At 64.0% G+C, this 26,452-nt stretch carries 27 protein-coding genes and 1 tRNA gene; 7 read left to right on the top strand and 21 right to left on the bottom strand.

Going from position 1 to position 26,452, the window contains the following annotated elements; translation table 11 throughout:
* Positions 1–67 precede the first annotated feature (67 nt).
* Complete coding sequence (locus ACCAA_RS22515; RefSeq protein ID WP_186407906.1) at positions 68–2,374, top strand: FecR family protein; 2,307 nt, start codon at positions 68–70, stop codon at positions 2,372–2,374.
* A 219-nt stretch (positions 2,375–2,593) separates the two neighbouring features.
* Here ACCAA_RS22515 and ACCAA_RS14235 read toward each other — a convergent pair whose 3' ends face one another.
* The 3 genes from ACCAA_RS14235 to ACCAA_RS14225 all read right to left on the bottom strand — a co-directional run bounded on the left by ACCAA_RS14235 (position 2,594) and on the right by ACCAA_RS14225 (position 6,172).
* Positions 2,594–3,568 (bottom strand): threonine dehydratase, encoded by a 975-nt coding sequence (locus ACCAA_RS14235; RefSeq protein WP_186407905.1) that lies wholly within the window; start codon positions 3,566–3,568, stop codon positions 2,594–2,596.
* Positions 3,569–3,875: 307 nt separating this feature from the next.
* Positions 3,876–4,103, bottom strand: coding sequence for a hypothetical protein (locus tag ACCAA_RS14230; protein WP_222104812.1), 228 nt, complete (start codon positions 4,101–4,103; stop codon positions 3,876–3,878).
* Complete coding sequence (locus tag ACCAA_RS14225) at positions 4,088–6,172, bottom strand: C13 family peptidase (RefSeq protein ID WP_186407903.1); 2,085 nt, start codon at positions 6,170–6,172, stop codon at positions 4,088–4,090. The genes ACCAA_RS14230 and ACCAA_RS14225 overlap by 16 nt, the downstream gene beginning before the upstream one ends.
* A 157-nt stretch (positions 6,173–6,329) precedes the next feature.
* Between ACCAA_RS14225 and ACCAA_RS14220 the strand changes: the two genes are divergently transcribed.
* Entirely contained in the window at positions 6,330–6,863 is a 534-nt protein-coding gene (locus ACCAA_RS14220) for a bacteriohemerythrin (RefSeq protein WP_186407902.1), read from the top strand.
* Positions 6,864–7,048: 185 nt separating this feature from the next.
* Here ACCAA_RS14220 and ychF read toward each other — a convergent pair whose 3' ends face one another.
* From ychF to ACCAA_RS14180, 8 genes are all read right to left on the bottom strand, one after another.
* The gene (gene ychF, locus ACCAA_RS14215; protein WP_186407901.1) at positions 7,049–8,140 is read right to left on the bottom strand and encodes a redox-regulated ATPase YchF; all 1,092 of its coding nucleotides are present in this window, start codon (positions 8,138–8,140) and stop codon (positions 7,049–7,051) included.
* A gap of 8 nt (positions 8,141–8,148) precedes the next feature.
* Positions 8,149–8,724, bottom strand: a complete 576-nt coding sequence (gene pth, locus ACCAA_RS14210; protein WP_186407900.1) for an aminoacyl-tRNA hydrolase — start codon at positions 8,722–8,724, stop codon at positions 8,149–8,151.
* 81 nt (positions 8,725–8,805) lie between these two features.
* Complete coding sequence (locus tag ACCAA_RS14205; RefSeq protein WP_186407899.1) at positions 8,806–9,423, bottom strand: 50S ribosomal protein L25/general stress protein Ctc; 618 nt, start codon at positions 9,421–9,423, stop codon at positions 8,806–8,808.
* Positions 9,424–9,505: 82 nt separating this feature from the next.
* Positions 9,506–10,456, bottom strand: coding sequence for a ribose-phosphate pyrophosphokinase (locus ACCAA_RS14200; RefSeq protein ID WP_186407898.1), 951 nt, complete (start codon positions 10,454–10,456; stop codon positions 9,506–9,508).
* Between the two features lie 86 nt (positions 10,457–10,542).
* A tRNA-Gln gene (locus ACCAA_RS14195) sits at positions 10,543–10,619 on the bottom strand.
* Between the two features lie 104 nt (positions 10,620–10,723).
* On the bottom strand, positions 10,724–11,596 hold the full coding sequence (gene ispE / locus ACCAA_RS14190; RefSeq protein ID WP_186407897.1) for a 4-(cytidine 5'-diphospho)-2-C-methyl-D-erythritol kinase: 873 nt from the start codon (positions 11,594–11,596) through the stop codon (positions 10,724–10,726).
* Between the two features lie 5 nt (positions 11,597–11,601).
* The gene (gene lolB, locus ACCAA_RS14185; RefSeq protein ID WP_186407896.1) at positions 11,602–12,141 is read right to left on the bottom strand and encodes a lipoprotein insertase outer membrane protein LolB; all 540 of its coding nucleotides are present in this window, start codon (positions 12,139–12,141) and stop codon (positions 11,602–11,604) included.
* Positions 12,142–12,221: 80 nt separating this feature from the next.
* The gene (locus tag ACCAA_RS14180) at positions 12,222–13,979 is read right to left on the bottom strand and encodes a tetratricopeptide repeat protein (protein WP_186407895.1); all 1,758 of its coding nucleotides are present in this window, start codon (positions 13,977–13,979) and stop codon (positions 12,222–12,224) included.
* Positions 13,980–14,076: 97 nt separating this feature from the next.
* Here ACCAA_RS14180 and mutM point away from each other — a divergent pair, with 97 nt between their 5' ends.
* Both mutM and ACCAA_RS14170 read left to right on the top strand, forming a co-directional pair.
* Complete coding sequence (gene mutM / locus ACCAA_RS14175) at positions 14,077–14,904, top strand: bifunctional DNA-formamidopyrimidine glycosylase/DNA-(apurinic or apyrimidinic site) lyase (RefSeq protein ID WP_186407894.1); 828 nt, start codon at positions 14,077–14,079, stop codon at positions 14,902–14,904.
* 85 nt (positions 14,905–14,989) lie between these two features.
* Positions 14,990–16,945, top strand: a complete 1,956-nt coding sequence (locus ACCAA_RS14170; RefSeq protein WP_186407893.1) for a dynamin family protein — start codon at positions 14,990–14,992, stop codon at positions 16,943–16,945.
* A gap of 49 nt (positions 16,946–16,994) precedes the next feature.
* On the opposite strand, the gene ACCAA_RS14165 is transcribed toward ACCAA_RS14170, so the two are convergent.
* The 4 genes from ACCAA_RS14165 to ACCAA_RS14150 form a co-directional block, all read right to left on the bottom strand.
* Positions 16,995–17,315, bottom strand: a complete 321-nt coding sequence (locus ACCAA_RS14165; RefSeq protein WP_186407892.1) for a hypothetical protein — start codon at positions 17,313–17,315, stop codon at positions 16,995–16,997.
* A 124-nt stretch (positions 17,316–17,439) separates the two neighbouring features.
* Positions 17,440–18,861: a class II fumarate hydratase gene (fumC, locus tag ACCAA_RS14160; protein WP_186407891.1), complete on the bottom strand. Its 1,422-nt coding sequence runs from the start codon at positions 18,859–18,861 to the stop codon at positions 17,440–17,442.
* Positions 18,862–18,870: 9 nt separating this feature from the next.
* Positions 18,871–19,548: an MBL fold metallo-hydrolase gene (locus ACCAA_RS14155; RefSeq protein WP_186407890.1), complete on the bottom strand. Its 678-nt coding sequence runs from the start codon at positions 19,546–19,548 to the stop codon at positions 18,871–18,873.
* Between the two features lie 105 nt (positions 19,549–19,653).
* The gene (locus tag ACCAA_RS14150) at positions 19,654–20,667 is read right to left on the bottom strand and encodes a zinc-dependent alcohol dehydrogenase family protein (RefSeq protein ID WP_186407889.1); all 1,014 of its coding nucleotides are present in this window, start codon (positions 20,665–20,667) and stop codon (positions 19,654–19,656) included.
* A gap of 432 nt (positions 20,668–21,099) precedes the next feature.
* Here ACCAA_RS14150 and ACCAA_RS14145 point away from each other — a divergent pair, with 432 nt between their 5' ends.
* Positions 21,100–21,399, top strand: coding sequence for a BrnT family toxin (locus ACCAA_RS14145; RefSeq protein ID WP_186407968.1), 300 nt, complete (start codon positions 21,100–21,102; stop codon positions 21,397–21,399).
* Positions 21,389–21,679 (top strand): BrnA antitoxin family protein, encoded by a 291-nt coding sequence (locus ACCAA_RS14140; RefSeq protein WP_186407888.1) that lies wholly within the window; start codon positions 21,389–21,391, stop codon positions 21,677–21,679. The genes ACCAA_RS14145 and ACCAA_RS14140 overlap by 11 nt, the downstream gene beginning before the upstream one ends.
* 180 nt (positions 21,680–21,859) lie before the next feature.
* On the opposite strand, the gene ACCAA_RS14135 is transcribed toward ACCAA_RS14140, so the two are convergent.
* The 6 genes from ACCAA_RS14135 to ACCAA_RS14110 all read right to left on the bottom strand — a co-directional run bounded on the left by ACCAA_RS14135 (position 21,860) and on the right by ACCAA_RS14110 (position 24,964).
* Complete coding sequence (locus ACCAA_RS14135) at positions 21,860–22,849, bottom strand: NAD(P)H-dependent glycerol-3-phosphate dehydrogenase (RefSeq protein WP_186407887.1); 990 nt, start codon at positions 22,847–22,849, stop codon at positions 21,860–21,862.
* 6 nt (positions 22,850–22,855) lie between these two features.
* Positions 22,856–23,290 (bottom strand): SH3 domain-containing protein, encoded by a 435-nt coding sequence (locus ACCAA_RS14130; protein ID WP_186407886.1) that lies wholly within the window; start codon positions 23,288–23,290, stop codon positions 22,856–22,858.
* Positions 23,291–23,302: 12 nt separating this feature from the next.
* Complete coding sequence (gene secB / locus ACCAA_RS14125; protein ID WP_186407885.1) at positions 23,303–23,773, bottom strand: protein-export chaperone SecB; 471 nt, start codon at positions 23,771–23,773, stop codon at positions 23,303–23,305.
* 51 nt (positions 23,774–23,824) lie between these two features.
* Positions 23,825–24,076 carry a glutaredoxin 3 gene (gene grxC, locus ACCAA_RS14120; protein ID WP_186407967.1) on the bottom strand — a complete coding sequence of 84 codons (252 nt, stop codon included), beginning with the start codon at positions 24,074–24,076 and terminating at the stop codon, positions 23,825–23,827.
* A 20-nt stretch (positions 24,077–24,096) separates the two neighbouring features.
* The gene (locus tag ACCAA_RS14115) at positions 24,097–24,516 is read right to left on the bottom strand and encodes a rhodanese-like domain-containing protein (RefSeq protein WP_245754583.1); all 420 of its coding nucleotides are present in this window, start codon (positions 24,514–24,516) and stop codon (positions 24,097–24,099) included.
* A gap of 139 nt (positions 24,517–24,655) precedes the next feature.
* Positions 24,656–24,964, bottom strand: coding sequence for an ArsR/SmtB family transcription factor (locus ACCAA_RS14110; protein WP_186407884.1), 309 nt, complete (start codon positions 24,962–24,964; stop codon positions 24,656–24,658).
* A gap of 62 nt (positions 24,965–25,026) precedes the next feature.
* Here ACCAA_RS14110 and ACCAA_RS14105 point away from each other — a divergent pair, with 62 nt between their 5' ends.
* On the top strand, positions 25,027–26,448 hold the full coding sequence (locus ACCAA_RS14105; protein ID WP_186407883.1) for a murein hydrolase activator EnvC family protein: 1,422 nt from the start codon (positions 25,027–25,029) through the stop codon (positions 26,446–26,448).
* The last annotated feature ends 4 nt before the right edge of the window (positions 26,449–26,452 follow it).

Below are 26,452 nucleotides of genomic sequence, written 5' to 3'. Positions count from 1 at the left end.
AAGGTCCCGTCAAGAGTTAATCCTCTGGTCGGCACCTTGCTTGCCGCAACCTTCGGGATCAGAAGCCATGCCTCCTTGCCTTGCCACCGTGCGCCGCGCCTGCCGTTCTCTCGCCTTTCTGCTGCTCTCATTCCTGGCGATGTCGTCGCTGGCCGCCGATCCGTCTGGCCGGGTCGGGAGAATCGCCTGGCTGTTCGGGTCGGTCTATCTGCACCGGGCGGAGAGCGGCGAGTCGAGCGCTGCCTTACTCAACTGGCCGCTGACCAGTGGCGACACTCTGTCGACCGGTGCCGGAGGCCGCGCCGAGGTGCAGATCGGCTCGACCCTGCTCCAGCTCGACGCCGGAACCGTGCTGGAGTTCGTCCAGCTTGACGACCGGCGACTTGCGCTGCGTTTGCGCGATGGCAGTGTCATCGCCCGCTTCCTTTCCCCTGAAGCGGCGCGAGAGTTCGATCTCGCGACACGTGCAGGGCGTTTCGAGGTGCGTGCGGCGGGTCGCTATCGCTTCGACGTCGACCGCTCCAGCGTGGCTGCAACGGCCTATAGTGGAGGAGTCCGCTTCGTCGCAACGGAAGCGGACACTCCGCTCCTCATCAGCACCGGCCAGAGTGCCCGCATCTGGAATAACGGGCGGACCCAGTCCCAGATCTATGTGCCGGTCGATGACGAGTTTGCCGCCTGGAGTTCCGATCGCGACCGGCAGTACGGCTCTGCAGGCCCGCCTCGTTACGTGTCCACTGAGATGACCGGTGCCGCAGACCTCGACGCTCATGGCGACTGGTACCAGACGCCAGACTACGGTCCCGTCTGGTTCCCACGTTCAGTGGCCGCTGACTGGGCTCCATACCGCGCCGGCCGCTGGGCGTGGGTCGAGCCCTGGGGCTGGACCTGGGTGGGCGACGAAAGCTGGGGCTTTGCGCCCTTCCATTATGGACGTTGGGCGTACTTCCGTGGCGCCTGGGGATGGGTCCCGGGCAACCGGTTGGCACGACCGGTCTACGCCCCGGCACTCGTGGCCTGGGTGGGTGGGTCGAGCACCGCCGTGTCGGCGCCGGGTGGCGCCCGCCCCGCCGTCGGCTGGTTTCCCCTGGCGCCGCGCGAAGTCTATATTCCGGGCTACCGCAGCAGTCCGCAACACCTGCGCGACGTCAATTCCCCGCATGTCACGAATAACACCCACCTGACGGAGATCACCATGAACCCGGACGCGGTGGCAGCGCGTACGCGCTATGCCAATCACCGCCTGCCGCAAGCGGTGACGGCGATTCCCGAGGAGGCGATGGGGCAGCGCCGCCCGGTTCGCGAGTCGACGATTGGGCCAGCGGATCGTGCCGTATTGAGCAGCCAGCCGGTGCAGGTGCGGGCACCGGTTACCGGGCTCGGCCGTGAAGAGGACCGTCGCCGGGCGGCTCAGATGCAGTCGCCAGACGAACGGTCGCAGCGACCGGTCGGTGGCCCTCCCGCTGACGGTCAGCCGCCGGGCAGGCGTGGCGACGCGCGGCAAGCACCTCCGCCTGCTGCCTTGGCGTCACCGGCAGCCGCCGGCTCGTCGACCCCACCGCCAGCGTTGGCCCCGTCGCCACGGCCTACGGGGGTAGTTCCGCCACCGGCCCCCACACAGCTTCCGACACCGGTTCGCCTATCGGCACCCATTTCCCGGCCGACCATGCCGACACCCGCGCCCAGGCCTGTGCCGCCAGCCGAAGCCGCATTCCCGCCGGGGGCGCGAGATGCGCTGCCGCACCAGCCAGTGGCTCAGCCGCGCCCGGAAGCCGCGTCGAGCGGCGCCCGTCGCCCGGATGCCAGGCCGCCGCTTGCCGTACCGGCGTCGCCGATGGGACCTGGCGCGTCGCCGGTGATTCCCGGTGAGCGAAGGGATCAAGGACGCTTGCCTACGCCTGCGCCCGAGCGCCGCGAGCGCTCTGCCGATGCCGGTGAGCGGCCGCCCGCGCCACCAGCGTTCGAAGGGAGAGATCGGCGTCTGGCGCCTTCCGCGCAGGAGCCAGGCCGGGCACCGGCGATGAGCGCACCAGGCGTGGAGCGTCGCCCCGTGGCGGCGCCAGCGCCCTTGCCATTGCCGCGAACCGAGGCAGCAGGCCAGCATCCTGCAGCCGCCACGCCGCCACCGACCGTGGCCGCACCCCAACGCCTGGAGCGCCTGCCGGTGGAAGCCGCACGGCCAGCGACTGTGACGAGACCGGAGAGGACCGAACCTCGCCAGCCGGAGCGAGCACCGACCGCTCCGGGCAGGGTGGATACTCCCGTGCAGCGAGAGCGGCCGGGCGGCGAACACCAGCCGGGAGGTGGCCGGCCCAATGAGAAGCGGGGCGATCCGCGTGAAGAGCAGCGAGCACGTTTGCCGGGCACGCAATGAGGGTGGCGCCAAAAAGAACCGCACACGACACGGGATCGCGGGTCAGTCTGCGGCGAACCCGAGAGACCTGCCCAGGAGTAGCACGATCACCCACAGGCGAGTGACGCTCTCGGGCGAGAGGCCGGACAGGGCAATCGACAGGCCAATGGCGACCGTTGCCCAGAGACAATACAGTGCTGGCCCAGTGCCAAGCGTGGGAAGCAAAGCGAGGCGCGCAGCCTACGCCGCCGCGCCAGCCAGCACGCGTGCGAATACGGCGCTGTCGACGTTGCCCCCGCACAGCGTGATGCCAACGCTGCGCCCGGCCCAGCGGCCGCGCTGCTGCAGCACGCCGGCCAGCGACGCGGCGCCGGCGCCTTCGGCCGCGTTGTGGGTGTCGGCGAACAGCGCACGCATGGCCTGCGCCACTTCGTCGTCGGTGACTGCGAGCACGTCGTCCACCTCGCTGCGAATCAAGGCCAGCGCCTCATCGTCGGGCACGCGGCAGGCCATGCCGTCGGCAAGCTGCGTGGTAACCGGCACCTCGACCACATGACCGGCGCGGAAGCTGTCGCGATAGGCAGTGGCGTGCGCCGAGACGACACCGACGATCCGCGTCTTGGCGCCGAGCACCGCCCGCGCGCAGGCGCAGGCACTGATCCCCGATCCCTGGCCGATCGGAACGAAAACTACCTCGGGCGGGTCAGCCGCGCTGGCTTCGAAGAACTCCATCCAGTAGCTGGCCACACCGCGCACCAGGTCGCGGTGGAAGCTGGGAACGAAATGGAGGCCGCACTCGATGGCCAGTCGTGCCGCATGCTCGCGCGCCTGCTGGAAGTCATCACCGTGCTCGATCAGCGTAGCGCCGAGCGCGCGCATGGCGGCATTCTTCTCCACCGAATTGCCATGCGGAACGACGATCGTGGCGCCAATGCCGTGGCTCGCGGCAGCCAGGGCGATCGATTGACCGTGGTTGCCGCGGGTCGCACTGATCACGCCGTTGAGCCTGGGTTCGCGCTGCATCAGTTCATGCAGATAGACCGCTCCGCCGCGCAGCTTGAACGCGCCGACGCGGCTGTGGTTTTCGTGCTTGACCCAGGCCCGTAGCCCAAGCCGGATATCGAGCAGCGGCCAGCGCAGGGTGGGCGTCGGCGCTTGCATCGCGGCCACGACGGCGCGGGCAGTCGAGATTTCTTCGGCGCTGAGCAGCTCCATGCGGTCTCCGGAATCAGGATGATGAAAGTACGACTCTCCGCGCAGCGCGTGCAGCGTGGGGCAAAACACTGGCCTGCCGAGGAAGCGAGGCGGAAAGTCCAAGCGCATGCCGCGCTCGCTGCAATCCGGTGGGTCGCTTAGGCCCAAGGTCAGCGCGGTGCGCAGTAAGGATAGAACCTACAGCGGTGCCGGCAAGGGTATATGAGCCTGGATCAAGCCGCAACCACGAGTTGCCTCGGGAATTCCTTGCCAATGCTGAATTGCAAGCCTTGAGCCTAGTGTGTGCAAGCGCCCGATCGTCGGCGGATCAGGGATTTTCCTGCCCGGCCGCTCGCTGATCGCCACCTTTCCCGCTATCCCGCCGATACGACTCCATGATGCGCGCTTGTTCGGCTTGCAGCCGGCGCAGGCCCGCGGCGAGGAGGTGCGTTCGCGTTTCGCCGATGCGCTGCGGCGCGGCACGCGCGACTTCGTTCTGCGCGGCGATCCAGCGCCGTCCGGCCGGCGTCCGGAACAGCTTCAAAGCGGCGGACATGCCGCGCTCGGGCAACTTCTGTCGCCACAGGTCGAGGTAGACCTCGCGCAACGCCGCCTCACTGTCCGCTGCTCTGCCTCTGCCTGCCTCGCCAGGGCGAATGCTTCGAGCGGGCGCCGGATGGCTTCGCCAAGGTAGAGGCGTGGGTCGGACTCGAGGAAGTCCTCCTTGCTCTCGCGCACGGCGATGAGCGGCCGGGCTATTTTGAAGGCTTCGACGAACGAATACGTCTGGCGCAACGCTTCGTCGAAATAGGCTTTGCCAAAATAGGTGAAATCGGCCTCGTTGCTGCAGCCAAAGGAATTCTTGTCCGGCGCAGCCGCAGCAATCACCAGCGTGTTGTCGTCTTTCAGAGCATCGATGAAGCCGCCGGAATAGCACGCCGAGATGACCACGACGCGACGCTTGATCCCCGATTCGTCGAGCAACTCGCGCAAGCGTTTGGGATCGAGCGTGTTGAACCGCAAGGGCCAGAAGTCGAGGGCAAACCTGTGATCCTTCGAGCCATGCGAGGTGAGGAAGAGGAAGAGGATGTCCTCGTCGCGATCCATGATCTCGCCGATTCTCCGCAGCGTCAGGCCGAGGCTGGTTACGCTGGCAATCGGCGATTCGGCGACACTCTTCGGGTTGTTGATCAGGAGGACCGAACGTCCCTCGGTAGCGAAGCGTTCGCGGAACATGTCGGCGACCGAACGCACCTCGCGCATGAAAACGTCCTGCCCGGAATAGCCCGCAGCGCCGACGAAGTACAGATCGGTGACGCCTGGCCGCCCGGGCTTGAGGGCGGCCAATTCACGCTCGAGCAGTCGTGGTTGCAGGTAGAAAGCATCTTCGCCGAGCAGTGCCAGGTAGTTGCGGTCGAAGTCGCCGCCCGCCTGCTCGTGCGGAGCTTCGGTCCATAGCGAGCGGTCGTGGTACACGACGCTGGGTGGCAAACCCAGGAGCACGGCCGCAACGAGCGCGGTCGGCCCCCAGCGGCTGGCCGGTAACGCCAGGAGACGGATCGACCCGCTGGCGAAGGCCAGAGCGACCCACCACTGCGGCACGTAGTAGATAGCGTTGCGCCACGCTTTCGGCAGCAGACCGGTCGCCGCGACAGCCGCGTCGAAGAGCAGCAGGTAGGCGGCTTCGACGACGACAGTCAGTGCCGCCAGCATCACCAGCAAGGCCAGCGTCTGCCGCAGACGCCCGGCAAGGAGAGCCACCCCCCAGGCGGCAAAAAGCATCAAGGGCACGTGAAACAACGCGCCGGGTAAGGCCTCTTCAGAAAACACGCCGTCCGCCCCGACGCGAATCAGTGCCTCGATGACCGGCAAGACGACACCGAGCGCCGTCAAGGCGATGAACTGCGACCATGAGCCAGGCTGGCGCTCGGACGGCAAGGGCAGGAATGCGGCCAGACGAAGACCCAGCCGAACATTCAGAACGAACCCGCGCCAGCCGGGCAAGTTGCAGGATGATACTGAGGACCCTGCGTCGACGGCCGGCAAGTCGCGCGGCGCAGCCACGGGTTCGACGAGTTCAGCGGTCGCAGCGGCTATGCCCGCGATTCGCTGCCGCAGCAGCGCGACGAGTTCGGCTTGCTCGGCAGCCGAAGTAAAAGCGTTTGCCGGCACGGGGATGAAGCTGACGTCGTCGAGGTAGATCAGGAGATGCTCGTTGACCGTTTCCAGCGAGCGTATCGCTGGCCAGGCAACGAAGCTTTCGCTTTCGCCGTTGCCGCTTGCCCAGCGCAAGCCATCGTCGGCGACGTGCAGAACGCGTGGCCCGCGTACAAGACAGCTTCTTTCGGCTATCCCGCGCAACAGCTTGTTCTGGAACAGTGCGTGCTGGACGCCGAGAAGCAAGATGCCGACGAGCAACATCAACGCCGACCACTTCCCCTCGCCACTGCCGAACCAGCCCTCGCCAAGGAGCAGACCGACGGCCAGGCAGACCAGGAACAAGGTTGCCTGATAGATTGACCGGCGACCAAGCGACGATCGCTGGTGCATGAGACGCTGCTGGTTGTGTTTCAGTAGCGCCGCATACTGACTGGCATCGAGTTCGTAGGCTATCGCGGTACGCATTTGCTTCCTCGCCTGCTTGCCGGCAAATTTCCCGGCGACCGTGTCCAGAGCCGCCTTTCCATCATAACACGCGGGAAGAACGACCAAGCGACAGGGCTGCCATTCGTGCCCGACGGCGTTTGAAAAGCACCGGGAACCGGTCAACCGGTTGCGGTTGTTGTCGCTGACCGGTGACCATGCTTATCCCGCTGCTCACCGCAGCTTTCATCCGCAAGAGCAACGGAGTATCCTGAAAAATAGTAACCACACTGCGGAGAATGGCCCCATGGCACTGCTTTCCTGGTCCAACCAGTACTTGATCGGCAATGATCTCATCGATGGCGAACACCGTGAGTTATTTCGTCTGATCAACGCATTTCATGACCACTGGATCGAAAGACGTGACCATCGGTCCATTGCTCGCCTGCTCAATCAACTGGTGGCCTATGCGCAAGTGCACTTCCAGCACGAGGAAGCCATCATGCTCGATGCCGGCTTCCCCGGGCTTGCCGAGCACCAGCAAATTCATGAAGCGATGATTGACACCATCTTCAGGCTTTGCCAGTCGTTCGAAGACAAGAATCTCCACCTCGAGATGGATACGATGAAGTTCGTCAAGAGATGGCTGGTCGACCACATCCTCAACAACGATTACCTCTTTCGCAATTTTCTGGCGCGCAGGAAGCGTTCCGTTGCAGCGCCTGAGCAATAGACCACCCGCCAATCGCCCGCCGATCAACGACGGACTGCCGCTGGAATACCGGGTGCAGGCCACGAACAAAGCCGGTAGCGGGCCGGTTTGCGACGGCCGCGGCTTGCGACGCAGCGCCGCTATCGAGCGACCAGAGCCTCCCTATATCGGACAGGAAGCGCGTCGAAAAACAATGCGCCAGGCCTTTACACGTTGAACAGAAAATTCAGCACGTCGCCGTCCTTGACGACGTATTCCTTGCCTTCGGCGCGCATCTTGCCGGCTTCCTTGGCGCCCTGCTCGCCCTTGTAGGCGAGAAAGTCGGTGAGCGCGATCGTCTGTGCGCGGATGAAGCCTCGCTCGAAGTCGGTGTGGATGACGCCGGCGGCCTGGGGCGCGGTATCGCCGACGTGGATGGTCCACGCGCGCACCTCCTTGACGCCGGCTGTGAAGTAGGTCTGCAGACCGAGCAACTGGTAGGCCGCGCGAACCAGGCGATTCAACCCCGGTTCTTCGAGGCCGAGGTCGGCGAGGAAGGCCTGCTTGTCGTCGTCGTCGAGATCACCGAGTTCGGCTTCTATCTTGGCACACAGGGCGACCACCGGCGCACCTTCGGCGGCAGCATGTTCGCGCAGGCGGTCGAGGTGCGGATTGTTCTCGAAACCGTCTTCGAGGACGTTGCCGACGTACATCGTCGGCTTGATGGTCAGCAGGCACAGCGGTTTGAGCAGATCCTTCTCGTCAGCGGGCAATGACAGCGTGCGGGCCGGATTGCCTTCGTTGAGATGCGGCAGCAGACGTTCGAGAACGCCGGCCAGCTTCTGCGCGTCCTTGTCGCCGGCCCTGCCTTTCTTGCTCTCGCGGTTGAGCGTGCGCTCGACGGCCGCCAGATCGGCGAGCGCCAGTTCGGTGAGGATCGTCTCGATGTCCGATAGCGGATCGACGCGGCCCGAGACATGGACGACGTTTTCGTCCTCGAAGCAGCGGACGACGCTGACGATGGCGTCGGTTTCGCGAATGTTGGCGAGAAACTTGTTGCCCAGACCTTCTCCCTTCGAGGCGCCGGCGACCAGGCCGGCGATGTCGACGAACTCGACGATCGCCGGCTGGATGCGTTGCGGCTTGACGATCGCGGCGAGATCTGCGAGGCGCGGATCGGGCACTTCGACGATGCCGACGTTGGGCTCAATGGTACAGAAAGGGTAGTTCTCGGCGGCGATTCCCGCTTTGGTCAGGGCATTGAACAGCGTGGATTTGCCGACGTTCGGCAGACCGACGATTCCGCATTGGAGGCTCATTCGGATTCCTAGGTTGAAACGATCTTGACGTGCAACTGCCGCTGCGCGGCAGCGTAGTCGCCGGCGGCGAGTTCCGGCCAGGCCAGCAGACAGCGGTCGATGGCGCGCTCGATCAGCTCCTGCTCCTCACACCTTGGCGCCCTGAGAACGTAGCCGACGACCGCGTCGCGTTCGCCGGGATGGCCGATTCCCAGACGCAGACGCCAGAACTCGGGCGTCGCCAGGTGCGCCTGAATATCCTTCAGGCCATTGTGGCCACCATTGCCGCCGCCCTGCTTGAGGCGAATTCCCCCCGGCGGCAGGTCGAGGTCGTCATGTACGACCAGCGTCTCGTCGGCAGTGATCTTGTAGAACCGACTTAGCGCGGCGACCGCCTGGCCAGACAGGTTCATGAAAGTCATCGGCTGCAACAACCACAGGTCGCCGGCGCGGGCAACCCGGCCGAGGAACTTCCCTTGCGGCGTCAGCGGTGTCTGCAAGCGACGCGCGAGCTGGTCGACGAACCAGAAGCCGACATTGTGCCGGTTGTCTTCGTATTCGCCGCCGGGGTTGCCGAGGCCGACGATCAGGCGAGGTGGTGACATGAGGTCAATCGAGCGAGGGCAAAAACAAGCCGCCGCGGGCACCTGGGTGCCGGACGGCGGCCTGGCATCGAGCTCGGGCCCTTAGGTGGTCGCCGCCGCCTCTTCGCCCTCGGCTGCGTCAGCCTCGGCGCCGCCCTTCTTGGCCGGGATTGAGGCGACCACGTGATCTTCGTCACCGTGCGTCACCGGCTTGACTCCGGCCGGGAAGACGAGATCGGAAACGTGCAGGGCGTGGCCGGTGTCGAGGTTCTTCAGGTCGACTTCGATGTACGACGGCAGGTCCTGCGGCAGGCAGCTCACTTCGATCTCGTTGAGCACGTGCGAGACGCTGCCGCCGCCAATCTTGACGCCTGGTGCGATCTCGGCGTTGATGAAGTGCAGTGGCACATGCTGGTGGATGACGTGCCCCGTATCGACACGCTGAAAGTCGCAGTGCAGGACCAGCGGCTTCCACGGGTGCATCTGCGAGTCACGCAGGAGGACGTTCTGGGCAGCACCATCGACATTCAGCGTCAGGACGGTGGCGTGGAATGCTTCCTTGCGCAGGTTGAGCAGGATCTCGTTGTGATCGAGGTCGATCAGCAGTGGCGCAGCCGTTCCGCCGTATACGATGGCCGGGACTCTTTTTTCGCGGCGCAGGCGGCGGCTCGCTCCGGACCCCTGCAAGGTGCGCTGGCGCGCCTCAAGTTGAAATTTCATGGACAGCTCCTGTTTTGAAACGAACCCCGCCCGCGACCAGGCGGGGGGTTGAGAAATTCATCACCAGGGCGCACGCTGCACCCTACTCGATGAACAATGAGGAAACCGAATCCTCGTTGCTGATCCGGCGAATCGTTTCGGCCATCACCTCGGCGACCGAAAGCTGCCGAATGCGCGGCGAGTTCAGCGCGTCTTCGCGCAGCGGGATGGTATCGGTGACGACCAGTTCATCGAGATCGGAAGCATTGATCCGCGCGACGGCTCGACCCGAAAGGACCGGATGCACGCAATACGAGAGTACCTGCCGAGCGCCGTGCGCCTTCAGCGCGGTGGCCGCCTTGCACAGAGTCCCGGCGGTGTCGACCAGGTCGTCCATGATCACGCAGGTTCGTCCCTCGACCTCGCCGATGATGTTCATCACCTCCGACACGTTGGCTTTCGGACGGCGCTTGTCGATGATCGCCAGATCGCATTCGAGACGCTTGGCCAGCGCGCGGGCGCGGACGACACCGCCGACGTCGGGAGAAACGACCATCAGGTGGTCAAAGTTCCTTTTCCAGACATCGCCGAGCATGATCGGTAGCGAATAGATGTTGTCGACCGGGATGTTGAAGAAGCCCTGGATCTGCTCGGTGTGAAGATCCATGGTCAACACGCGGTGTACGCCCGCCGCGGTGAGCAGGTCGGCGACCAGCTTGGCGGCGATCGGCACACGCGCCGAGCGCACGCGACGATCCTGGCGGGCATAGCCGAAATAGGGGATGGCGGCGGTGATCCGGGCAGCCGAAGCGCGCTTGAGCGCGTCCGCCATGACCAGCAGTTCCATCAGGTTCTCGTTGGTCGGCGCGCAGGTCGATTGCAGGATGAACACGTCCATGCCACGCACGTGCTCCTGGATTTCGACACTGATCTCGCCATCGGAAAAGCGACCGACATGGGCGCGGCCAAGCGAGATGTTGAGACGCTTGACGACGTCGGCAGCCAAAGCGGGGTTGGCATTGCCGGTGAATACCATCAGGCTGTCGTAGGCCATGGTGTGCTTCCCTTGGCGCACGGCAACGGCGCCTATAACGCAAGACGGGCAGGTGAGTCACCCTGCCCGTGTTGACAGAAATGGAATGGCTGGGGAAGAAGGATTCGAACCTTCGAATGCCGGAATCAAAATCCGGTGCCTTAACCAACTTGGCGACTCCCCAGCTGTCGCTCGCTCGCCATGTCGGCGGACGAGGCGCGCATTATATCGGCAATTCGTCCGGAAAAAAAGCGCTGGGAGAAGAATCTGGCGTTTGCCGCTGCGAACTTACTCGGCGAGCGCCAGCAAGGGATGCTGGTCGAGTCCCGCCGCCAGCCAGCCGCGCATTTCGCTGGGCAAGTGTTGCAGGGCGCTCTCGGCTTCCTCGCGCCGGTCGAAGGCGGCGAAAACACAGGCGCCGGAACCACTCATGCGAGCTGGCGAGTGAGCCGGCGAGCAGGCGGACAGGCGGGCCAGATGCTCGGCAATGACCGGGAAACGAGCACACGCCACCGCTTCGAGGTCATTGCCGCCGAATCCCTGCCGCCACGCCTGAGCGCTGATCGGGAGGGAATCGCGCGTCAGCTCGGGGGCGCCAAAAATGGCCGCCGTCGGCACCTGGACGGGCGGTTCGACGACCACATACCAGCTTGGCGGCACGTCGACCGCCTGCAGTGTCTCGCCTATGCCTTCGGCAAAAGCGTTGCGCCCGAAAACGAAGACCGGCACGTCGGCGCCGAGCGCCAGTCCGATTTCCTGCAGCCGGCGGCGGGGCAGGCCAAGCTGCCAGAGGTGGTTGAGCGCGAGCAGGACCGTCGCCGCATCCGAGCTACCGCCGCCCAGGCCGCCGCCGAGTGGCAGTCGTTTTTCCAGGCGGATGTCGACGCCTGTCCGGCAAGCGGTTTGCGCCTGCAACAGACGCGCGGCGCGAACCGTCAGATCGCTTTCCGCCGGCACCCCGGGCAGCGGCGTTACCAGGTGCACGGCGCCGTCGGAACGTGGCACAAAACGCAAACTGTCACCGCGGTCAAGAAAACGAAAAACGGTTTGCAGCAAGTGGTAGCCATCGGCGCGGCGGCCGACGACATGCAGAAAGAGGTTGAGCTTGGCCGGCGCTGGATAAACGCTCTGCCAGTTCCAGAATTGAGCGGTGGCTTCCACGCCGATCAGTCTTCGCCAGGCAGAGCCTGCCACTGGTCGATTCGCAGGCGCAGTTCGAGAATGCCTTCACGTTCGACGAACAGGCGCCCGGGCAGCGCCTGTGGATCGTCGCTGTCGTACTGGTAGTCGATGCGCCAGTCTTGGTAACGCAACTGCAGCGGGCGTCCCAGAGCGTCCACGCTGATCTTGCCGCCGTCAGGACTGCGGCCGCGTACCCAGTCGACCAGCTTGCTCAGCGGCAGGGGATAACCCAGCACTGACTGCAGCAGGGCGTCCGGGGTCTCGGCGGTGCGCGAGGTGCCGTCACTGGCGGTCAGACGTGCGCCGCCCGCGTCACTGACGATCTCGGCCATTCCCTGCCCCAGGGGCGACGAGAGAAGCAACTCGTCGCGCTCACCGGCGTGTCGCCAGTCCAGTCGACCGGCATAGCCCTGGCCTTCCTGACGCAAGGCAAAGCGGCCGGCCAGCGCAAAACCCTGCAAACTCTCCCGCTGGGCGTTCCCCTGCCCTTCGCCATGCGGCCACGGGGAAACGCAGGCGGTCACCGCAAGCGCCCCGCAAAGTGCCAGCAGGGAGCGGCCTCTCCGCCTGAAGGCGGCGCTGGCGACGGCTTCAGGAAGCAAGCTCAGGGCGAGAACCTCTTCACCGCTTCCATCAGCACCTCATGCGAGGGATCCTTCTTCTGCGCCTCACGCAGTATGCTTCGCGCTTCGTCCTTGCGGCCCAGCGTCCACAAGACCTCACCGAGATGTGCTGCGATCTCGGGGTCTGGGCGTTCGGCGTAGGCTCGCTGGAGGTGAGTCAGGGCTCCTTCGAGATCGCCCTGGCGATAAAGTACCCAGCCCAGGCTGTCGAGAATGAACGGGTCTTTGGGCGCGAGCTGAGAAGCCTTTTCGATCAACTGGCGTGATTCAGGCAGCCGCAGCTTGCGATCGGCGTAGGAGTAGCCGAGCGCGTTATAGGCCTGGGCATTCTCGGGTTGCAGCTCGATCACTTTGCGCAGACGGGTCTCCATTACCTCGAGGCGGCCAAGCCTCTCGGCCAGCAGGGCCGACTCATAGAGCAGATCAGGCTGCGCTGCTTGCTGGCTCAGCGCCTGTTCGAGCAGATCGAAGGCGGCTTCGGTCTGCTTTGCATCGCGCAACAGGGCGGCTTCTGCGATCGTCAACTGGAGCCGCTGCGAGGGGCTCTTTTCGGCCGCCGCGCGTAGCTCGGCACGAGCTTCGTCCAGCTTGCCCTGATGGGCGAGGATGCTGGCACTACGGAGCTGCGCCGGAAGAAAGTGCTCACCCGCACCCACCTGGCGATAATAGGCCAGCGCTTCGTCACTGGCTTTGTGTTCTTCGGCAATCTGTCCCAGGTAATAATAGGGCGCGCTCTTGTCGGCCAGATCGAGCGTCACCAGGTGTTTGAGTTGCGCTTCGGCAAGCGCCTGGTCGTTTTCCTGGAGGGCAAGGATGGCCACCGGGAAAACGACGTCCGGGTTATTCGGGTAGGCCACGAGCAGGTGCTCGAACTGTCGCTTGGCTTCGGCATAACGCTTCTCGCCAACCAGGGCCCGGGCCAGATTCAGTTGCACGTCAACCGCCTTCGGATAGCGGTCGACAAAGCGTTGCAGCGAGGCAATGGCTTCGGCGGGGGACTTGCTGCCCAGGATCTGTGCCTCGAGCAGCGCCCCCGCCTCCCAGTCGGGGCGTAACACGAGTGCTTGCCGCGCTTCGCCGAGAGCGCGCTGCTGGTCCCCGGCCGAGCTGGCTGCCACCGCGACCGCGTAGTGCGCTTCGGCCAGACCAAGGAATGGCGCGCAGACCTTGCTGACCAACTGCAGGACCGCCTGGCGATCGGGGCTGCGGGCCAACATCCGGTTGAGCGCGAGAAGGTTGGCCGGCAACGACTCCTTGTCCGCCTCCAGCATGCGAATCAACTCCGGAGCGAGACCATCGAGCTGATTGGTCATGATCATCACCCCGGCGAGCACTTTTTGCGCGCGCTTCGACTCCGGTTCAATCTGAACCCACAACCGGGCAAGTTCAAGCACCCGGTCGAAACGGCGGGCGTAACTTGCCACCTCGATGGCCCGCTCGAGGATGGCCGGGTCACGGGTGCGCACCGCGAGGTCGGCATAGGCCTCGCTGGCGAAGTCGTTCTTGCCTCGCTGCAGCGCCACTTCGGCGAGCAAGACCTGGTAGACCACCTGCCCGGTCAACTCACCGCCGCTGCTATCGCCGGAACGCGGCTGGACCGCTTCGGGGACTATGCGCCGGGGCTCGCGGGTCGTCGGTTTCTGCGGCCTTCCTGGTAGGGCATCTCCGGCGGCGATGGCCGGCATGCCGACGGCCAGCGCGAGGGTGGCCCAGAGGAGTGTGGTCTTGATCGGTTTCATGGCTTCCTTGCTTGCTGCCAATAGTATCGAGAACGGACGAGGCAGTTTGCGTCATAATTCTTGTTGCGCATGTTATGGACTTTTCGCGGTAGCAGCAATGCCAGAACTCCCGGAAGTTGAAGTAAGCCGTCAGGGACTGATCCCCCACTTGTCTGGACAACGCATTCTCGGCGCCGTCGTGCGTACGCCAAAGCTGCGCCAGGACATCCCCCGCGGGCTGGCTGCACGGATCACCGGACTGCGGGTAGACGCCATCCGGCGGCGTGGCAAGTATCTGCTGCTTGACTGTGAGAGCGCCGCCGGGGGCGGTTGGCTGCTCCTCCACCTCGGGATGTCTGGCAGTCTACGCCTGGTGCTGCCGGCGACGCCCGCGCAGAAGCATGACCACGTAGACCTGGTGTTCGCCCAGACCGTTCTGCGTCTGCGCGACCCCCGCCGCTTCGGGGCGCTGCTCTGGCACGAAGGTGGCCAGGTCGAAAGTCACCCGATGCTCGCCGCGCTGGGCATCGAGCCGCTCTCGGATGGCTTTGATGGCGACTGGCTGTACGCGGCGACGCGGCGCCGCCGGGTGGCGATCAAGCCGCTGTTGATGGATGGTCGACTGGTGGTGGGCGTCGGCAACATCTACGCCGCAGAGAGCCTTTTCCACGCCGGCATTTCACCCCTGCGCGCCGCTGGTCGAATCGGCCGCGAACGTTGCCGCGTATTGGCTGCCGCCATCCGCTCGACGCTCGAAGCGGCTATCGCCGCCGGCGGCAGCAGTGTGCGCGACTACGTGCATAGCGATGGTGGCGCAGGTTGCTTCCAACTGTCCTGCACCGTCTACGACCGTCAGGGCGAGCCCTGTCCGACTTGCGGTGAACTGATACGCGTCATCCGACAGGCGGGCCGATCAACTTTTTACTGTCCCCGCTGTCAGCGCTGAACCCCGGCCCTCGGGCAAGGTCCAGGTCATTGAGAGACGATAACTTTGTGGTAGAGTGAAGCTTGTCCTTGCGCTGGAACTAGCCATGACGCTTGCCCAACATTTTGCCGCCTACAGCGAATGGCGCGCTGACCTCTCCGAGGTCCTGGAGAAGTTCGCGCTCTGGCTGGTCGAGAACGAACTGACCGACGCCCAGACGGACCGGCGTATCACCCACTTGCTCGACAAACTGCGCGAAGACCGGCTGCATGTGGCCTTTGTCGCCGAGTTTTCGCGCGGCAAGTCGGAGTTGATCAACGCCCTCTTCTTCGCCAATTACGGCAACCGCATATTACCCTCCACCGCGGGCCGCACGACGATGTGCCCGACCGAATTGATGTTCGACAGGAGCCGGCCGCCATCTATCGAGTTGCTGCCCATCGAGAGCCGGGAATCCAACGCCAGTATCAGCGAATACAAGCGCTTTCCCGACGAATGGGAAACCATTCCGCTCGACACGACCTCGGCGGAGGCGATGCAGGAGGCTCTGCGTCATGTCAGCGACGTCATCCGCATCGACTGCGCGACGGCGGAAAAATTCGGCTTTGCACTGGCCGACGGCGACTCTGCGCTGTTTCGCGTCGACGCCGACGGGACCGTGGAGATACCGCGCTGGCGCCATGCGGTGATCAATTTCCCGCATCCCCTGCTCGCGCAGGGACTGGTGATTCTCGATACGCCGGGTCTGAACGCCATTGGCACCGAGCCTGAGCTGACCTTGTCACTGCTGCCCAACGCCCACGCCGTGCTCTTCATACTGGCCGCCGATACGGGCGTCACGCAGTCCGACCTGACCGTCTGGCGCGAACACATCGGCACACCGGGTGGGCGCAAGAAGGGCCGCATCGTCGTTCTGAACAAGATCGACAGCCTGTGGGACGAACTCAAATCAGAGGCCGAAATCGATGCCGAAATCGCCAGGCAGATCGACACCTGCGCCTGGACACTCGAATTACCCGAAGGTCAGATCTTTCCAGTGTCAGCACAGAAAGGGCTGGTCGCCAAGATCAACGATGACCCGGAATTGCTTAAACGAAGCCGCCTGACCGATCTCGAGCGTGCGCTTTCCGAGGAGTTGATCCCGGCCAAGCAGGAAATCGTTCGCGACAGCACCGAAAGTGAATTCGCCGATTGTTATCTGCGCACGCGCAGCCTGCTGGAATCGCGTCTCGCCAACCTGCGCGAACAGGTCGCCGAACTGACCGAGTTGCGCGGCAAGAACAAGGGTGTCGTCGAGTACATGATGGGCAAAGTGCGCGTCGAGAAGGAGGAGTTTGAATCAGGTTTGCAGCGCTACTATGCCGTGCGCAGCGTTTTCTCGCAGCTCACCAACAAGCTCTTCGCGCACCTCGGTCTCGATTCGCTTCGTCTGTTGACCACAGCGACACGCGAGGCAATGCTCAATGCGACCTTCTCCAAGACGCTCACGACGGCGATGGCGCACTTTTTTGACGTCGCTCGCGGCAACCTCATTCGGTCCGAGAGCGAGGTGACCGAGATCCTGGCCATGATGGAGGCCATCTACCGGAAGTTTTCCGTTGAACACGGGCTCAAGCTGGGAGCGCCGATCGCTTTTTCGCTGATCCGCTACGAGAAGGAAATCGACCGTCTTGATGAATGGTGCAGCACGCACATCAACACCGTGTTCCAGTTGCTGATTCAGGAGAAGGGGCATCTCACGCAGCGATTTTTTGAGGAGGTGGCGATCCTGGTGCGCAAGACTTTCGAGCACGCCAACCGCGACGCCGAATCCTGGCTGAAGGCGATCATGGCGCCGATGGAGATTCAGATTCGGGAACACCAGATTCAGCTCAAGCGCCGCCTGGAGAGTATCAAGCGGATCCACCAGGCGACCGATACGCTGGAAGAGCGCATCGCCGAACTGGTCAGCGTCGAGGACAAGCTGGTCTCACAAATGCAGGCACTCAACAGAGTCGGGCAGAACATTCACCATGTCCTGCAGCAGACCGTCAGCCTCGACGGGGTGCGCAGCGCCGCCTGAGCGACCCAAGCGGCAGCCACCAGGGTGGTCCGCTCTCAGGTTCGGCAGCTCAATCCGACTTGAGATCGTGATAGTAGCGAGCCTGCAAATATCGCGTCACCTCGTCGACCTCTGCCCTACCCCACCCCAGCCCCTGGATTTCCTGCCAGCGGCGTACTTCGGCCCGCAGAGTTTCGCGGTCAGTGACGAGTTTCTTGTCCCGCCAATGAATCTCGGTGTCGTGGCAGCCAATGCAATGCGTTGAGTAAAGCAATTCGGCGCGTGTCGCGGCGCGTATTGGCTGGGCATTGACCGGGGCCAGCAGACTGCCGAATGCGCCCAAGACGCTGACCACGGCGAACAAGGCGACGGGTAGCAAACTGCGAACCATGGCGTTTCCTGTCAGTGTGGCGATGAGGTTCATCTTACACGCTGGGGAGCCCACCTTCAACGCGCCAGCGGCCTGGCTCGCTCCCGGCACTTGATGGCCGAGCCGAGCCAACCCGGCCGGGAAGTCATCCCGGTTGGCCGTCGCTCGCGCGACTTTCATCGTAATGCACCATATCCGCCGGCCGCACCCAGAGGTCGAACTCCTCGGCCGTCACCTGTCCCAGCGCCAGTGCCGCCGCACGCAGCGTGCTGCCGTCATGGTGCGCAAGCTTGGCGATCTCGGCAGCACGGTCGTAACCGATGTGGGGCGCAAGCGCCGTCACCAGCATCAACGAGCGCTCGAGCAGTTCGGCGATACGTTCCCGCCGGGGCTCGATCCCGCGTACGCAGTGTGCCTCGAAGCTCGTCATGCCATCTGCAAGCAAGCGCACGCTCTGCAGGAAGTTGTGAATGATCAGCGGCTTGAAAACATTGAGTTCGAAGTTGCCGGACGCGCCGGCAAAGCTGATGGCGACGTCGTTGGCCATCACCTGACAGCAGAGCATGGTCAGCGCCTCGCACTGGGTCGGGTTGACCTTGCCCGGCATGATCGAACTGCCGGGCTCGTTTTCCGGGATACTGATCTCGCCGAGTCCCGAGCGCGGCCCCGAGGCCAGCCAGCGGATATCGTTAGCTATCTTCATCAGCGCGACGGCCAGCGTCTTGAGCGCGCCATGCGCGGCGACGAGGCCATCGTTCGCGGCCAGCGCGGCAAACTTGTTGGCAGCGCTGACGAACGGTAGCCCGCTGCTGCGGGCGAGTTCGGCGGCGACGCGCGCGCCGAATTCAGGGTGCGTGTTGATCCCTGTACCCACCGCGGTGCCGCCGATGGCCAACGGATAGAGCGAAGGCAGCGCGCCAGTGACGATCGACTCGCCGTGTTCGATCTGCGCGACATAGCCCGAGAACTCCTGGCCAAGGGTCAGCGGTGTGGCGTCCTGCAAATGCGTGCGGCCAATCTTGACGATCTCGGCGAAAGCGGCGGACTTCGCCGCCAGCGTCGTGCGCAGTCGGGCGAGTGCCGGCAGCAGCGCGCGGACGATGCCGAGCGAGGCAGCCAGGTGCATGGCAGTCGGAAAGACGTCGTTCGACGACTGCCCGAGATTGACCTCATCGTTGGGATGAATGCGGCGCTGCTCGCCACGCTCGCCGCCGAGCAGCTCCGAGGCGCGGTTGGCCAGCACCTCGTTCACGTTCATGTTGCTCTGCGTGCCCGATCCGGTCTGCCAGACGGACAGGGGAAACTCCAGTGAGTGGCGACCAGCGAGCACTTCCTCGGCGGCGCTGACGATGGCCGCTGCCTTGTCCTCCGGCAACAGGCCGAGTGCTAAGTTGACCCGCGCGCCAGCGGACTTCACGGCGGCCAGCGCGTGCACCATCTCCGTCGGCAGACGCTCGGTCGAGATCGCGAAGTGTTCCAGAGACCGTTGTGTCTGCGCGCCCCAGAGCCGGTCGGCAGGCACCTCGATGACGCCGAAGGAATCCCGTTCGCTGCGTGTAGTGGCCATTGGGTGCCCTCAGTCTTCGATAAAACGTTCGATGAAACCGGCAATGGCCGCCGCGCCGACAAAGACGCCATGGTGGCCCTCACAGAGGATGTCCGCGTTCAGGGCTTCGAGCTTGCGCAGCGACGCCTGATAGTCGCGGCTGTTGGACAACAGGGTCGAGTGGAGCGGCCCATGGACATCCTGTGCGAAAACGACCCGCCGACCCTCGGACTCGACCAGAAAAGCGACCGAACCGGGAGAGTGCCCCGGAATGTGGAGTGTCCGAAGGGATCGATCGCCAAGGGGAATGTAATCGCCATCGGCGAGCCGCCGATCGACCGGGCACGGAGCCAGGTGGTCGCTGTACCACGATGCGGCGCTCACCCGGTTGTCGCCGCTTTCCAGATACGACGCCTCGAGTGCATGGAGGGCCACCGGCCAGTCGAATCGCTGGCGAAGTCCGGCAGCGCCACCACTGTGGTCGTAGTGGCAATGGGTGAGCAACAGGACCCGGATCTGCTCCGGAAGGACGCCGGCGGCTGCGATGTTGAGCAGCAGCCGATCGGTCGCATGACCGCAGCCGGCATCGATCAGCGCCGCAGCGTCGCCGAAATGCACGAGGTAGACCGCCGCGTCATTGGCATGTGTCAGCCCGGGGCCGCCGACCTGACTGATTTCCGAGGTGATCGCAACCGCGCGAGGTCCCATCCTTGTCTTTCCTGGTTCGCCTTCCGCTTCAGAATATTGACCGAATGCTGCCGCGGACCCCGCAGCCTAGTCGAGTCATTGTGCCTGATTTTTCTCCCGCCGGCTTCAGATGCCCATGCAGATCTTGCCGAAATGCTGGCCGGTGGACAGGTAGTCGAGTGCCGCGTGCAGCTCGGAGAACGAAAACACCCGGTCCACCACCGGCTGCAAGCGGTGCCGGGCGATCGCCGCACTCATCGCGAGAAAATCGTCGCGGCTGCCGACGGTGATTCCCTGGAGGCGCACGTGGCGGGTCACCACCAGCCCGAGCGACACGTCCATCCGGCCGCCCGACAGTACGCCGATCATGCTGATCGTGCCGCCCGGCCGGATCGCCCGCAGCGACTGACCGAGGGTGTTCTCGCCACCGACCTCGACGATGTGATCGACGCCTTCGGCGCCGGCGATCTCGCGTGCCCGGCGGCCCCATTCGGGCTGTGTTCGGTAGTTGATCGTCGCGTCGGCGCCGAGCGCACGGGCGCGCGCGAGCTTGTCGTCGCTGCTCGAAGTGACGATCACCTCGGCGCCGGCCAGCTTGGCGAACTGCAGCGCGAACAGCGAGACGCCGCCGGTTCCCTGCACCAGCACCTTGTCACCCGGGGCAATCCGTCCTTCGCTGATCAGCGCCCGCCAGGCGGTGACCGCCGCGGTCGGCAGCGTCGCCGCCTGTAGATCGTCGAGGTGCGCCGGCGCCGCAGCCACCCCACTCGCCGGCAGCACCCGATAGTCGGCCATCGTGCCGTCGATCTCGCAGCCGAGGCTTCGCCCGAGCCGCTCGGCGTTCGCCGGCCCACCCGACCAGTTCTGGAAGAACAGCGGGCAGACGCGATCGCCAGCCGCCACTGTGCTGACGCCAGGGCCAACGGCATCGACGACGCCGGCGCCATCTGACAGCATGATCAGCGGCAGCGCCTGCATCCGTGACCCGTAACCGTGCTGCGGCACGAGCAGGTCACGGTAATTGAGTGCTGCTGCGCGCAGCGCCACCCGCACCTCGCCGGGACCCGGCTGTGGATCGGGGTGGCTCGACAAACGCAGGTTGTCGCGCGTCCATTGCCCTTCGACTTGAAATACCTTCATGGCCGACTCCGATCAGAGGTTGAAAACAGGGTGGAATCGAGGTCGCCGACCGTCCGGCAACCGTGTCCCCGTCCTGCCCAGGTCATCATAAACCGCGCGCAATCATACTTTAAATCCACCGGCGTGCGCTTCCCGAATGGCGCGCACGTCCTCGACAAGTTCGTCATGCCACATGGTCTTCTGCCACGAGTTCTTCCGCCGTGCGGATGACTGGCAGAGACAGGCCTTTCTACTCCAGGAAAGCCGCAATCCATCTTTGCATCTCCGGATTGGCAATACGCCTGAACACTGGGCGCCTTGAGCGTCGCCATAGACTGCCCCTGAACGCGAACGTGAGACCCGACCGAACAGGTGGCAGGAGCCTTGTTGGCTATCAAACGCATCTACAAGTATTCCTTGACACGCACAATTAACGCATCTACGATTATCTGCATGGAAACCCAATTGATCTGGGACGAAGCCAAGCGACGCGAGAATCTGGCCAAGCACGGTCTCGATTTTGCAGATGCGGGCGAAGTGCTGGATTCGCGCTTCAGGATGGATACGCCGGTTCGGCGTGGTGGCGAAGATAGGATTGAATCAGTGTCCTACGCGCTCGGTTTTCTGGCAGTGCTGACGGTGGTGCATACCGAGCGCGACGGGGCGGCGCGCGTCATCAGCTTCCGCCCTGCAAACCGCGAACAACGGGAGATTTACGATGCCTGGCTCGAAAACGAATGCGATGAACCGTAACGAGGTGTTGGCGGCAGTGCGCGCCATTCCGCCATCCAGTGATTTCGTCTGGGATGGCAAGGATGAGGACAAGCGCCCGTCGACAGTGGAGGAAATGCAGGCCGCTAGCGAAGCTGCCCGTAAGGGGCGTGGCCGTCCAGCGGGAAGTGGCAACAAGGAGCAGGTGGCCATCCGTTTTGACAACGACGTGCTGGCAGCTTTCCGCGCTGCAGGCCCCGGTTGGCAAACGCGCATGAATGCCGCGCTGCGAGACTGGCTCAAGAACCATTCTCCAGCGTAGACAACCGCCACATTGGCGATCGAGAGGAGGTCGCGTTCACAACACTTGAGCCTTGCTCGAAGACTTCCAACGCGATGTCGACCACTGGAGGATTGATCGACAGACCCGAAGACTGAACGATTTCCGTGCCTTTCGATTCGGTCGAGATTCTCTTCCCTCTCGCACAGGTGGCCGAGCAGGCTAGCTGGCCTCGATCTTCGGATCGCGGCGCAGCAGCATCTCGACCGCCAGCGCCGCCGGTTCATCGCGATAGAGGATCGCGTCTACGGCGCTGGTGATCGGCATGTCGATTCCCATCTGCGCCGCCAGACGAGCGACTTCACGCGTCGTGCTGACGCCCTCGGCGACATGGCCGAGGTCATGCAGGATCTGCGGCAGGGTCTTGCCCTCGGCCAGCGCCAGGCCGACCCGCCGATTGCGCGACAGGTCGCCGGTGCAGGTCAGGATCAGATCGCCCATGCCGGCGAGTCCCATGAAGGTTTGCGGGTGGCCGCCGAGAGCCACGCCAAAGCGCGCAATTTCGGCCAGTCCGCGCGTGATCAGCGCGGCGCGGGCATTGAGGCCGAGGCCGAGACCGTCGCAGATGCCGGTGGCGATGGCCATGATATTCTTCACCCCACCGCCGACTTCAACGCCCGGCAGGTCATCGTTGGCATAGATCCGGAAGTGCGCACTGTGCAGGGCGCGCGCTGTGCGATGCCCGAAGTCCGTGTCGTTGGCCGCCAGCGTGACCGCCGCCGGCAGGCCACGTGCCACTTCTTCGGCGAAACTCGGCCCAGATAGCGCGCCACAAGGGGCCTGTGAGCCGAGCTCTTCGGCGATGATCTGGTGCGGGAGCTTTGCCGTTTCCGCTTCCAGACCCTTGCACGCCCAGATCAGCGGCTTTGCCAGGCCGGCATCACGAAGACGGCAAACCGTCGGGCGCAAGCCGGAAAGCGGCGTGGCGATGAGCAGCAGGTCGGCGTCGGCGGCTGCCTTCCCGATGTCGTCGCCGACAAGGAGCCGGTCTGGAAAGCGGTGCCCAGGAAGCAGGCGCCGGTTCTCGCGCTCTTCGCGCAGGAGGCTTCTGACTTCAGCCCTGCGCGCCCAAAGCGTCACCGTGTGCCGAGCGCTGAAAGCAATGGCCAGCGCTGTCCCCCAGGCGCCCGCACCGAGTACCGCTATTTTCATGGCCGTTCAGAAGCCCCAGATCTGGTTGGCACGCACGAAGCCGGACTGCCCGTCGCGATGGCGCACCTTGACCCAGCCGCCAGAGGCCGTTTCGAGATAGTCCAGCGAGACGTTCTTTTCCGCTTCGAAGACGACTGGCGCTGAGTCGTCACCACTTTGCCGGACCTGCGTCCGCGCCGCAGTGACGATCACCGCACGCCGCTTGGCGAGATACTTGGCCTCGATCCACGCCAGACCGCCGTCGGCGTCGCGGACCTTCGACCACCCTTCGAGGTTCACGACGAGTTCGACCGGTGTGCCACGCTTGATGACGAAAAGCTTGGCTCCCTTTTGCGACGGCGCGTCATAGAGGATCGCGGCCGCGTCGACGGTTCGATACTCGATCGCCAACGCCGGCATGGCGACGCTTGCGACAACCAGCAAGCTCAGCAGACGCTTCATTGATCGAACCGGTTACTGAATCGTCGCCTCGCCGGGGGCATCTTTGGCAGCTTCTTCCTGTTGCTGCAGCCGCGACATGTAGAGGGCTTCGAAATTGACCGGCTGCAGCATCACCGGCGCAAAGCCGGCGCGGGTTACGGCGTCGGAAACGACTTCGCGCGCGTAAGGGAAGAGGATGTTCGGACAGGCAATCGAGAGCAGGGGCTCCATGTTTTCACTGGGAACATTCTGGATGCGGAAGATGCCGGCCTGACCAACCTCGACGAGAAAGACCGTCTTCTCTTCGATCTTGGAGGTGACGGTAGTCGTCAAAGTCACCTCGAAAACCCCCTCGCCAATGCCCTGCGCATTGGTCTGCAACTGGATGCTGACCTTGGGGGACTCACGGTCCAGGAAGATCTGCGGGGCGTTGGGCACTTCAACCGAGAGGTCCTTTATGTAGATTTTCTCGATCGCAAAAACGGGGTTTTCTGGTTCGCTCATTTTCTTTTCTCAAGGTGTGTGTGAGGGGTGGGGAAACTTGCCGGGCAGGCGTCAAACACCTTCACCCGCGAGCAAGGGTAACAGCCTGCCGGCACGATCGAGAGCCATCAACTCGTCGCAACCGCCAACGTGGGAATCACCGATATAAATCTGCGGAACGGTCCGTCTGGCGGTCCGTTCGAGCATCTCGGTGCGCCGTTCGGGGTCGAGATCGATGCGCACTTTCTCGATGTCGGCAACGCCGCGCGCGCGCAACAGTTGCTCGGCGCGAATGCAAAACGGGCAGACACCCGTGGAGTACATCAGCACGTGCGGCGCAGCGCTCACTTCCGTGCTCCTTTCTTGAGCGGCAAGCCCGCCTCGGACCAGCCGGCAATTCCCCCCGCGAGGGTATGCACCCGGGAGAAGCCGAGCTTGGTCAGCGTCGAGCAGGCATCGGAAGAGCGCGCGCCCGACTGACAGAGGAGAATGATCGGCTGATCCTTCAATGCCTCCAGTTCGCCGGCGCGGGCCGCCAGCGAGCCGGCAGGAATGTTGCGCGCCTCGGACGGGTGCCCGCCCACGTACTCGTTCGGCTCGCGAATGTCGATCAACTGCGCGTTCTCGCGGTTGATCAGCATGGTCGCCTGAGCGGCCGTCAGCGACTTCGCGCCCCCCGAGCGAGGCAGCGAAAGCACCAGCAGCATCGTGCCACTGACGACGGCAACGGCTACCAGAAGAAGGTTTTGCTGTATGAATTCCAATCGAAGCTCCAGAAACTGACGCTGCCAGGGAGATCAAACCCGTTGGCTACCGACCGGCAGGGCCGAATATTTTACCGGCACGGAAGATAGCACGACTCGACATGACTGACCATGACTGACCATGACTGACCATGACTAACTATTCGCCGCAGAAAACCTCGCGCATCATGCTGATCAACTGCAGCGTACGCGCGTCGCCAACCCGATAGTAAACCCGGTTCGCGTCCTTCCGGGCGAGCAGAACGCCCTTTTCGCGAAGAATGGCCAGATGCTGGGAAATATTGCTCTGCGAAGTGCCCACCGCTTCGACGATCTCCTGCACACAAGCATCCTGATCGCCAATCACGCACAGGATTTTGAGGCGCAAGGGATGCGAAATCGATTTCAGCGCTCGTGCCGCCTGCTCGATATGCTCCTGCTTGTCGATGATGCTGGTCCGGATGGGCACGTACGCCAGACTCGCCGTTTATCATATAATCTGCCATTATAGAGTAAAAATCTGACGCCGGTGTGTTCTGCATTTTCCCTCCCGCCCTCTTCCTGACTGCAGCCACCGCTCGGACGATCCTTCGCCGGCCGGCCTGGCGCTTGCTGGCTGTCGCTTTGCTCGCCGCAACGCTGATGGTGCCAACAGTGGCGCCGTCACTCGCCGCCAGCGGCAGGCAAAGCGGCCGGGGTGCCGACACCGCCTCGACGAGTGAAGTGGCCGAAAGGGAAAGCGACTTGAAATCGCTGCACGGCCAGATCGAGACGCTGCGCAGCGAAATGGCCACCGCCGAGGGCTCGCGCAGAGACGCGCTTGATCAATTGCGTGACTCCGACCGCGCCATATCGTCCACCCAGCGCGATCTGCACCACCTGACGACCCAGAACGGCCGGTTGCAGGCCGTACTCAAGGATCTCGCGGCACAGTCTCGCGAGCTGGAACAGCGATTGGGCGCCCAGCAGGGCCAGTTGGAAAAGCTGCTTTATCGGCAGTACCTGCGCGGTAATCCGGATCCGCTGCGCGTGTTGCTCAATGGCGACGACCCCAATCAGTCGGCCCGTGATCTCTACTACCTGGAGGTGGTGGGTCGGACGCGTAGCCAGCTCCTGGTCGACATCGAGGCCTCATTGGAACGTAAACAGGCACTGGCCGGTGAGACGCGACAACAGGCCGAGCAACTGTCGGCCATTGAAGCCAGACAGCGCGAGGCACACGCCAGGCTGCTGGCCCAGCGTGAACAGCGCCAGGCGATGCTGGCCAAGGTCTCCGAACAGATCGCGACGCAGCGGCGCGAGATCGGCCATCTGCAACGTGACGAGAAGCGGCTGACGGAACTGATCGACCGTCTGGCGAAGATCATGGCCACGAGAGCCGCTGAAGCTCGCGAGGCTGCTCGCCGGGCAGCTCAGCGGCGGGAGCTGGCGAAGCCGGAAACGCGCACCGAGAAGTCTTCCCAGGCCAGCTCTCGGCCTGCCGACGGAGAGCGCATCGGAAAAGCGCCGACCACAGAGGTGCGTCCTGAGCCCGCGCTGGAAATGCCACCAACGGCCAATCTGGCGCGCATGAAGGGAGAACTGCGCTCACCGACCAGGGGCGCCGTGACCAATCGATTTGGCGCAGCGCGGCAGGAAGGCAGTACCTGGAAGGGTCTCTTTATCCGGGCCAGCGCGGGCGCGGAAGTGAAAAGCATTGCCGCCGGCAAGGTGGTGTTTGCCGACTGGATGCGTGGCTTCGGAAATCTTCTGATCGTCGACCATGGCAGCGGCTACCTGTCGATCTACGCCAACAACGATTCGCTCCTCAAGCAGGTCGGCGATGATGTCAGGGCTGGCGACACGGTCGCCACCGTCGGCAACAGCGGTGGGAATCCTGAATCCGGTTTATACTTTGAGATTCGTCATCAGGGAAAGCCGCTCGATCCGCTGGCTTGGGTCAACCTGAAATGAGGTG

Source organism: Candidatus Accumulibacter aalborgensis, assembly GCF_900089955.1.
Lineage (GTDB): Bacteria > Pseudomonadota > Gammaproteobacteria > Burkholderiales > Rhodocyclaceae > Accumulibacter > Accumulibacter aalborgensis.
The sequence above is the reverse complement of the archived record's forward strand: the minus strand, read 5'-3'. Positions and strand labels throughout refer to the sequence as shown.

Excerpts from the sequence above, each read along its gene's own strand:
- mutM (WP_186407894.1), top strand. The coding sequence starts at position 14,077 with ATGCCAGAACTCCCGGAAGTTGAAGTAAGCCGTCAGGGACTGATCCCC.
- ACCAA_RS14135 (WP_186407887.1), bottom strand. The coding sequence starts at position 22,849 with ATGAAAATAGCGGTACTCGGTGCGGGCGCCTGGGGGACAGCGCTGGCC.
- ACCAA_RS14150 (WP_186407889.1), bottom strand. The coding sequence starts at position 20,667 with ATGAAGGTATTTCAAGTCGAAGGGCAATGGACGCGCGACAACCTGCGT.
- ACCAA_RS14140 (WP_186407888.1), top strand. The coding sequence starts at position 21,389 with ATGAACCGTAACGAGGTGTTGGCGGCAGTGCGCGCCATTCCGCCATCC.
- ACCAA_RS14130 (WP_186407886.1), bottom strand. The coding sequence starts at position 23,290 with ATGAAGCGTCTGCTGAGCTTGCTGGTTGTCGCAAGCGTCGCCATGCCG.
- ACCAA_RS14170 (WP_186407893.1), top strand. The coding sequence starts at position 14,990 with ATGACGCTTGCCCAACATTTTGCCGCCTACAGCGAATGGCGCGCTGAC.
- ACCAA_RS14225 (WP_186407903.1), bottom strand. The coding sequence starts at position 6,172 with ATGCGTACCGCGATAGCCTACGAACTCGATGCCAGTCAGTATGCGGCG.
- ACCAA_RS14230 (WP_222104812.1), bottom strand. The coding sequence starts at position 4,103 with ATGTCCGCCGCTTTGAAGCTGTTCCGGACGCCGGCCGGACGGCGCTGG.
- ACCAA_RS14165 (WP_186407892.1), bottom strand. The coding sequence starts at position 17,315 with ATGGTTCGCAGTTTGCTACCCGTCGCCTTGTTCGCCGTGGTCAGCGTC.
- pth (WP_186407900.1), bottom strand. The coding sequence starts at position 8,724 with ATGTCACCACCTCGCCTGATCGTCGGCCTCGGCAACCCCGGCGGCGAA.
- ACCAA_RS14205 (WP_186407899.1), bottom strand. The coding sequence starts at position 9,423 with ATGAAATTTCAACTTGAGGCGCGCCAGCGCACCTTGCAGGGGTCCGGA.
- ACCAA_RS14180 (WP_186407895.1), bottom strand. The coding sequence starts at position 13,979 with ATGAAACCGATCAAGACCACACTCCTCTGGGCCACCCTCGCGCTGGCC.
- ychF (WP_186407901.1), bottom strand. The coding sequence starts at position 8,140 with ATGAGCCTCCAATGCGGAATCGTCGGTCTGCCGAACGTCGGCAAATCC.
- ACCAA_RS22515 (WP_186407906.1), top strand. The coding sequence starts at position 68 with ATGCCTCCTTGCCTTGCCACCGTGCGCCGCGCCTGCCGTTCTCTCGCC.
- ACCAA_RS14145 (WP_186407968.1), top strand. The coding sequence starts at position 21,100 with ATGGAAACCCAATTGATCTGGGACGAAGCCAAGCGACGCGAGAATCTG.
- ACCAA_RS14200 (WP_186407898.1), bottom strand. The coding sequence starts at position 10,456 with ATGGCCTACGACAGCCTGATGGTATTCACCGGCAATGCCAACCCCGCT.
- ACCAA_RS14155 (WP_186407890.1), bottom strand. The coding sequence starts at position 19,548 with ATGGGACCTCGCGCGGTTGCGATCACCTCGGAAATCAGTCAGGTCGGC.
- ACCAA_RS14235 (WP_186407905.1), bottom strand. The coding sequence starts at position 3,568 with ATGGAGCTGCTCAGCGCCGAAGAAATCTCGACTGCCCGCGCCGTCGTG.
- secB (WP_186407885.1), bottom strand. The coding sequence starts at position 23,773 with ATGAGCGAACCAGAAAACCCCGTTTTTGCGATCGAGAAAATCTACATA.
- fumC (WP_186407891.1), bottom strand. The coding sequence starts at position 18,861 with ATGGCCACTACACGCAGCGAACGGGATTCCTTCGGCGTCATCGAGGTG.
- grxC (WP_186407967.1), bottom strand. The coding sequence starts at position 24,076 with ATGTACTCCACGGGTGTCTGCCCGTTTTGCATTCGCGCCGAGCAACTG.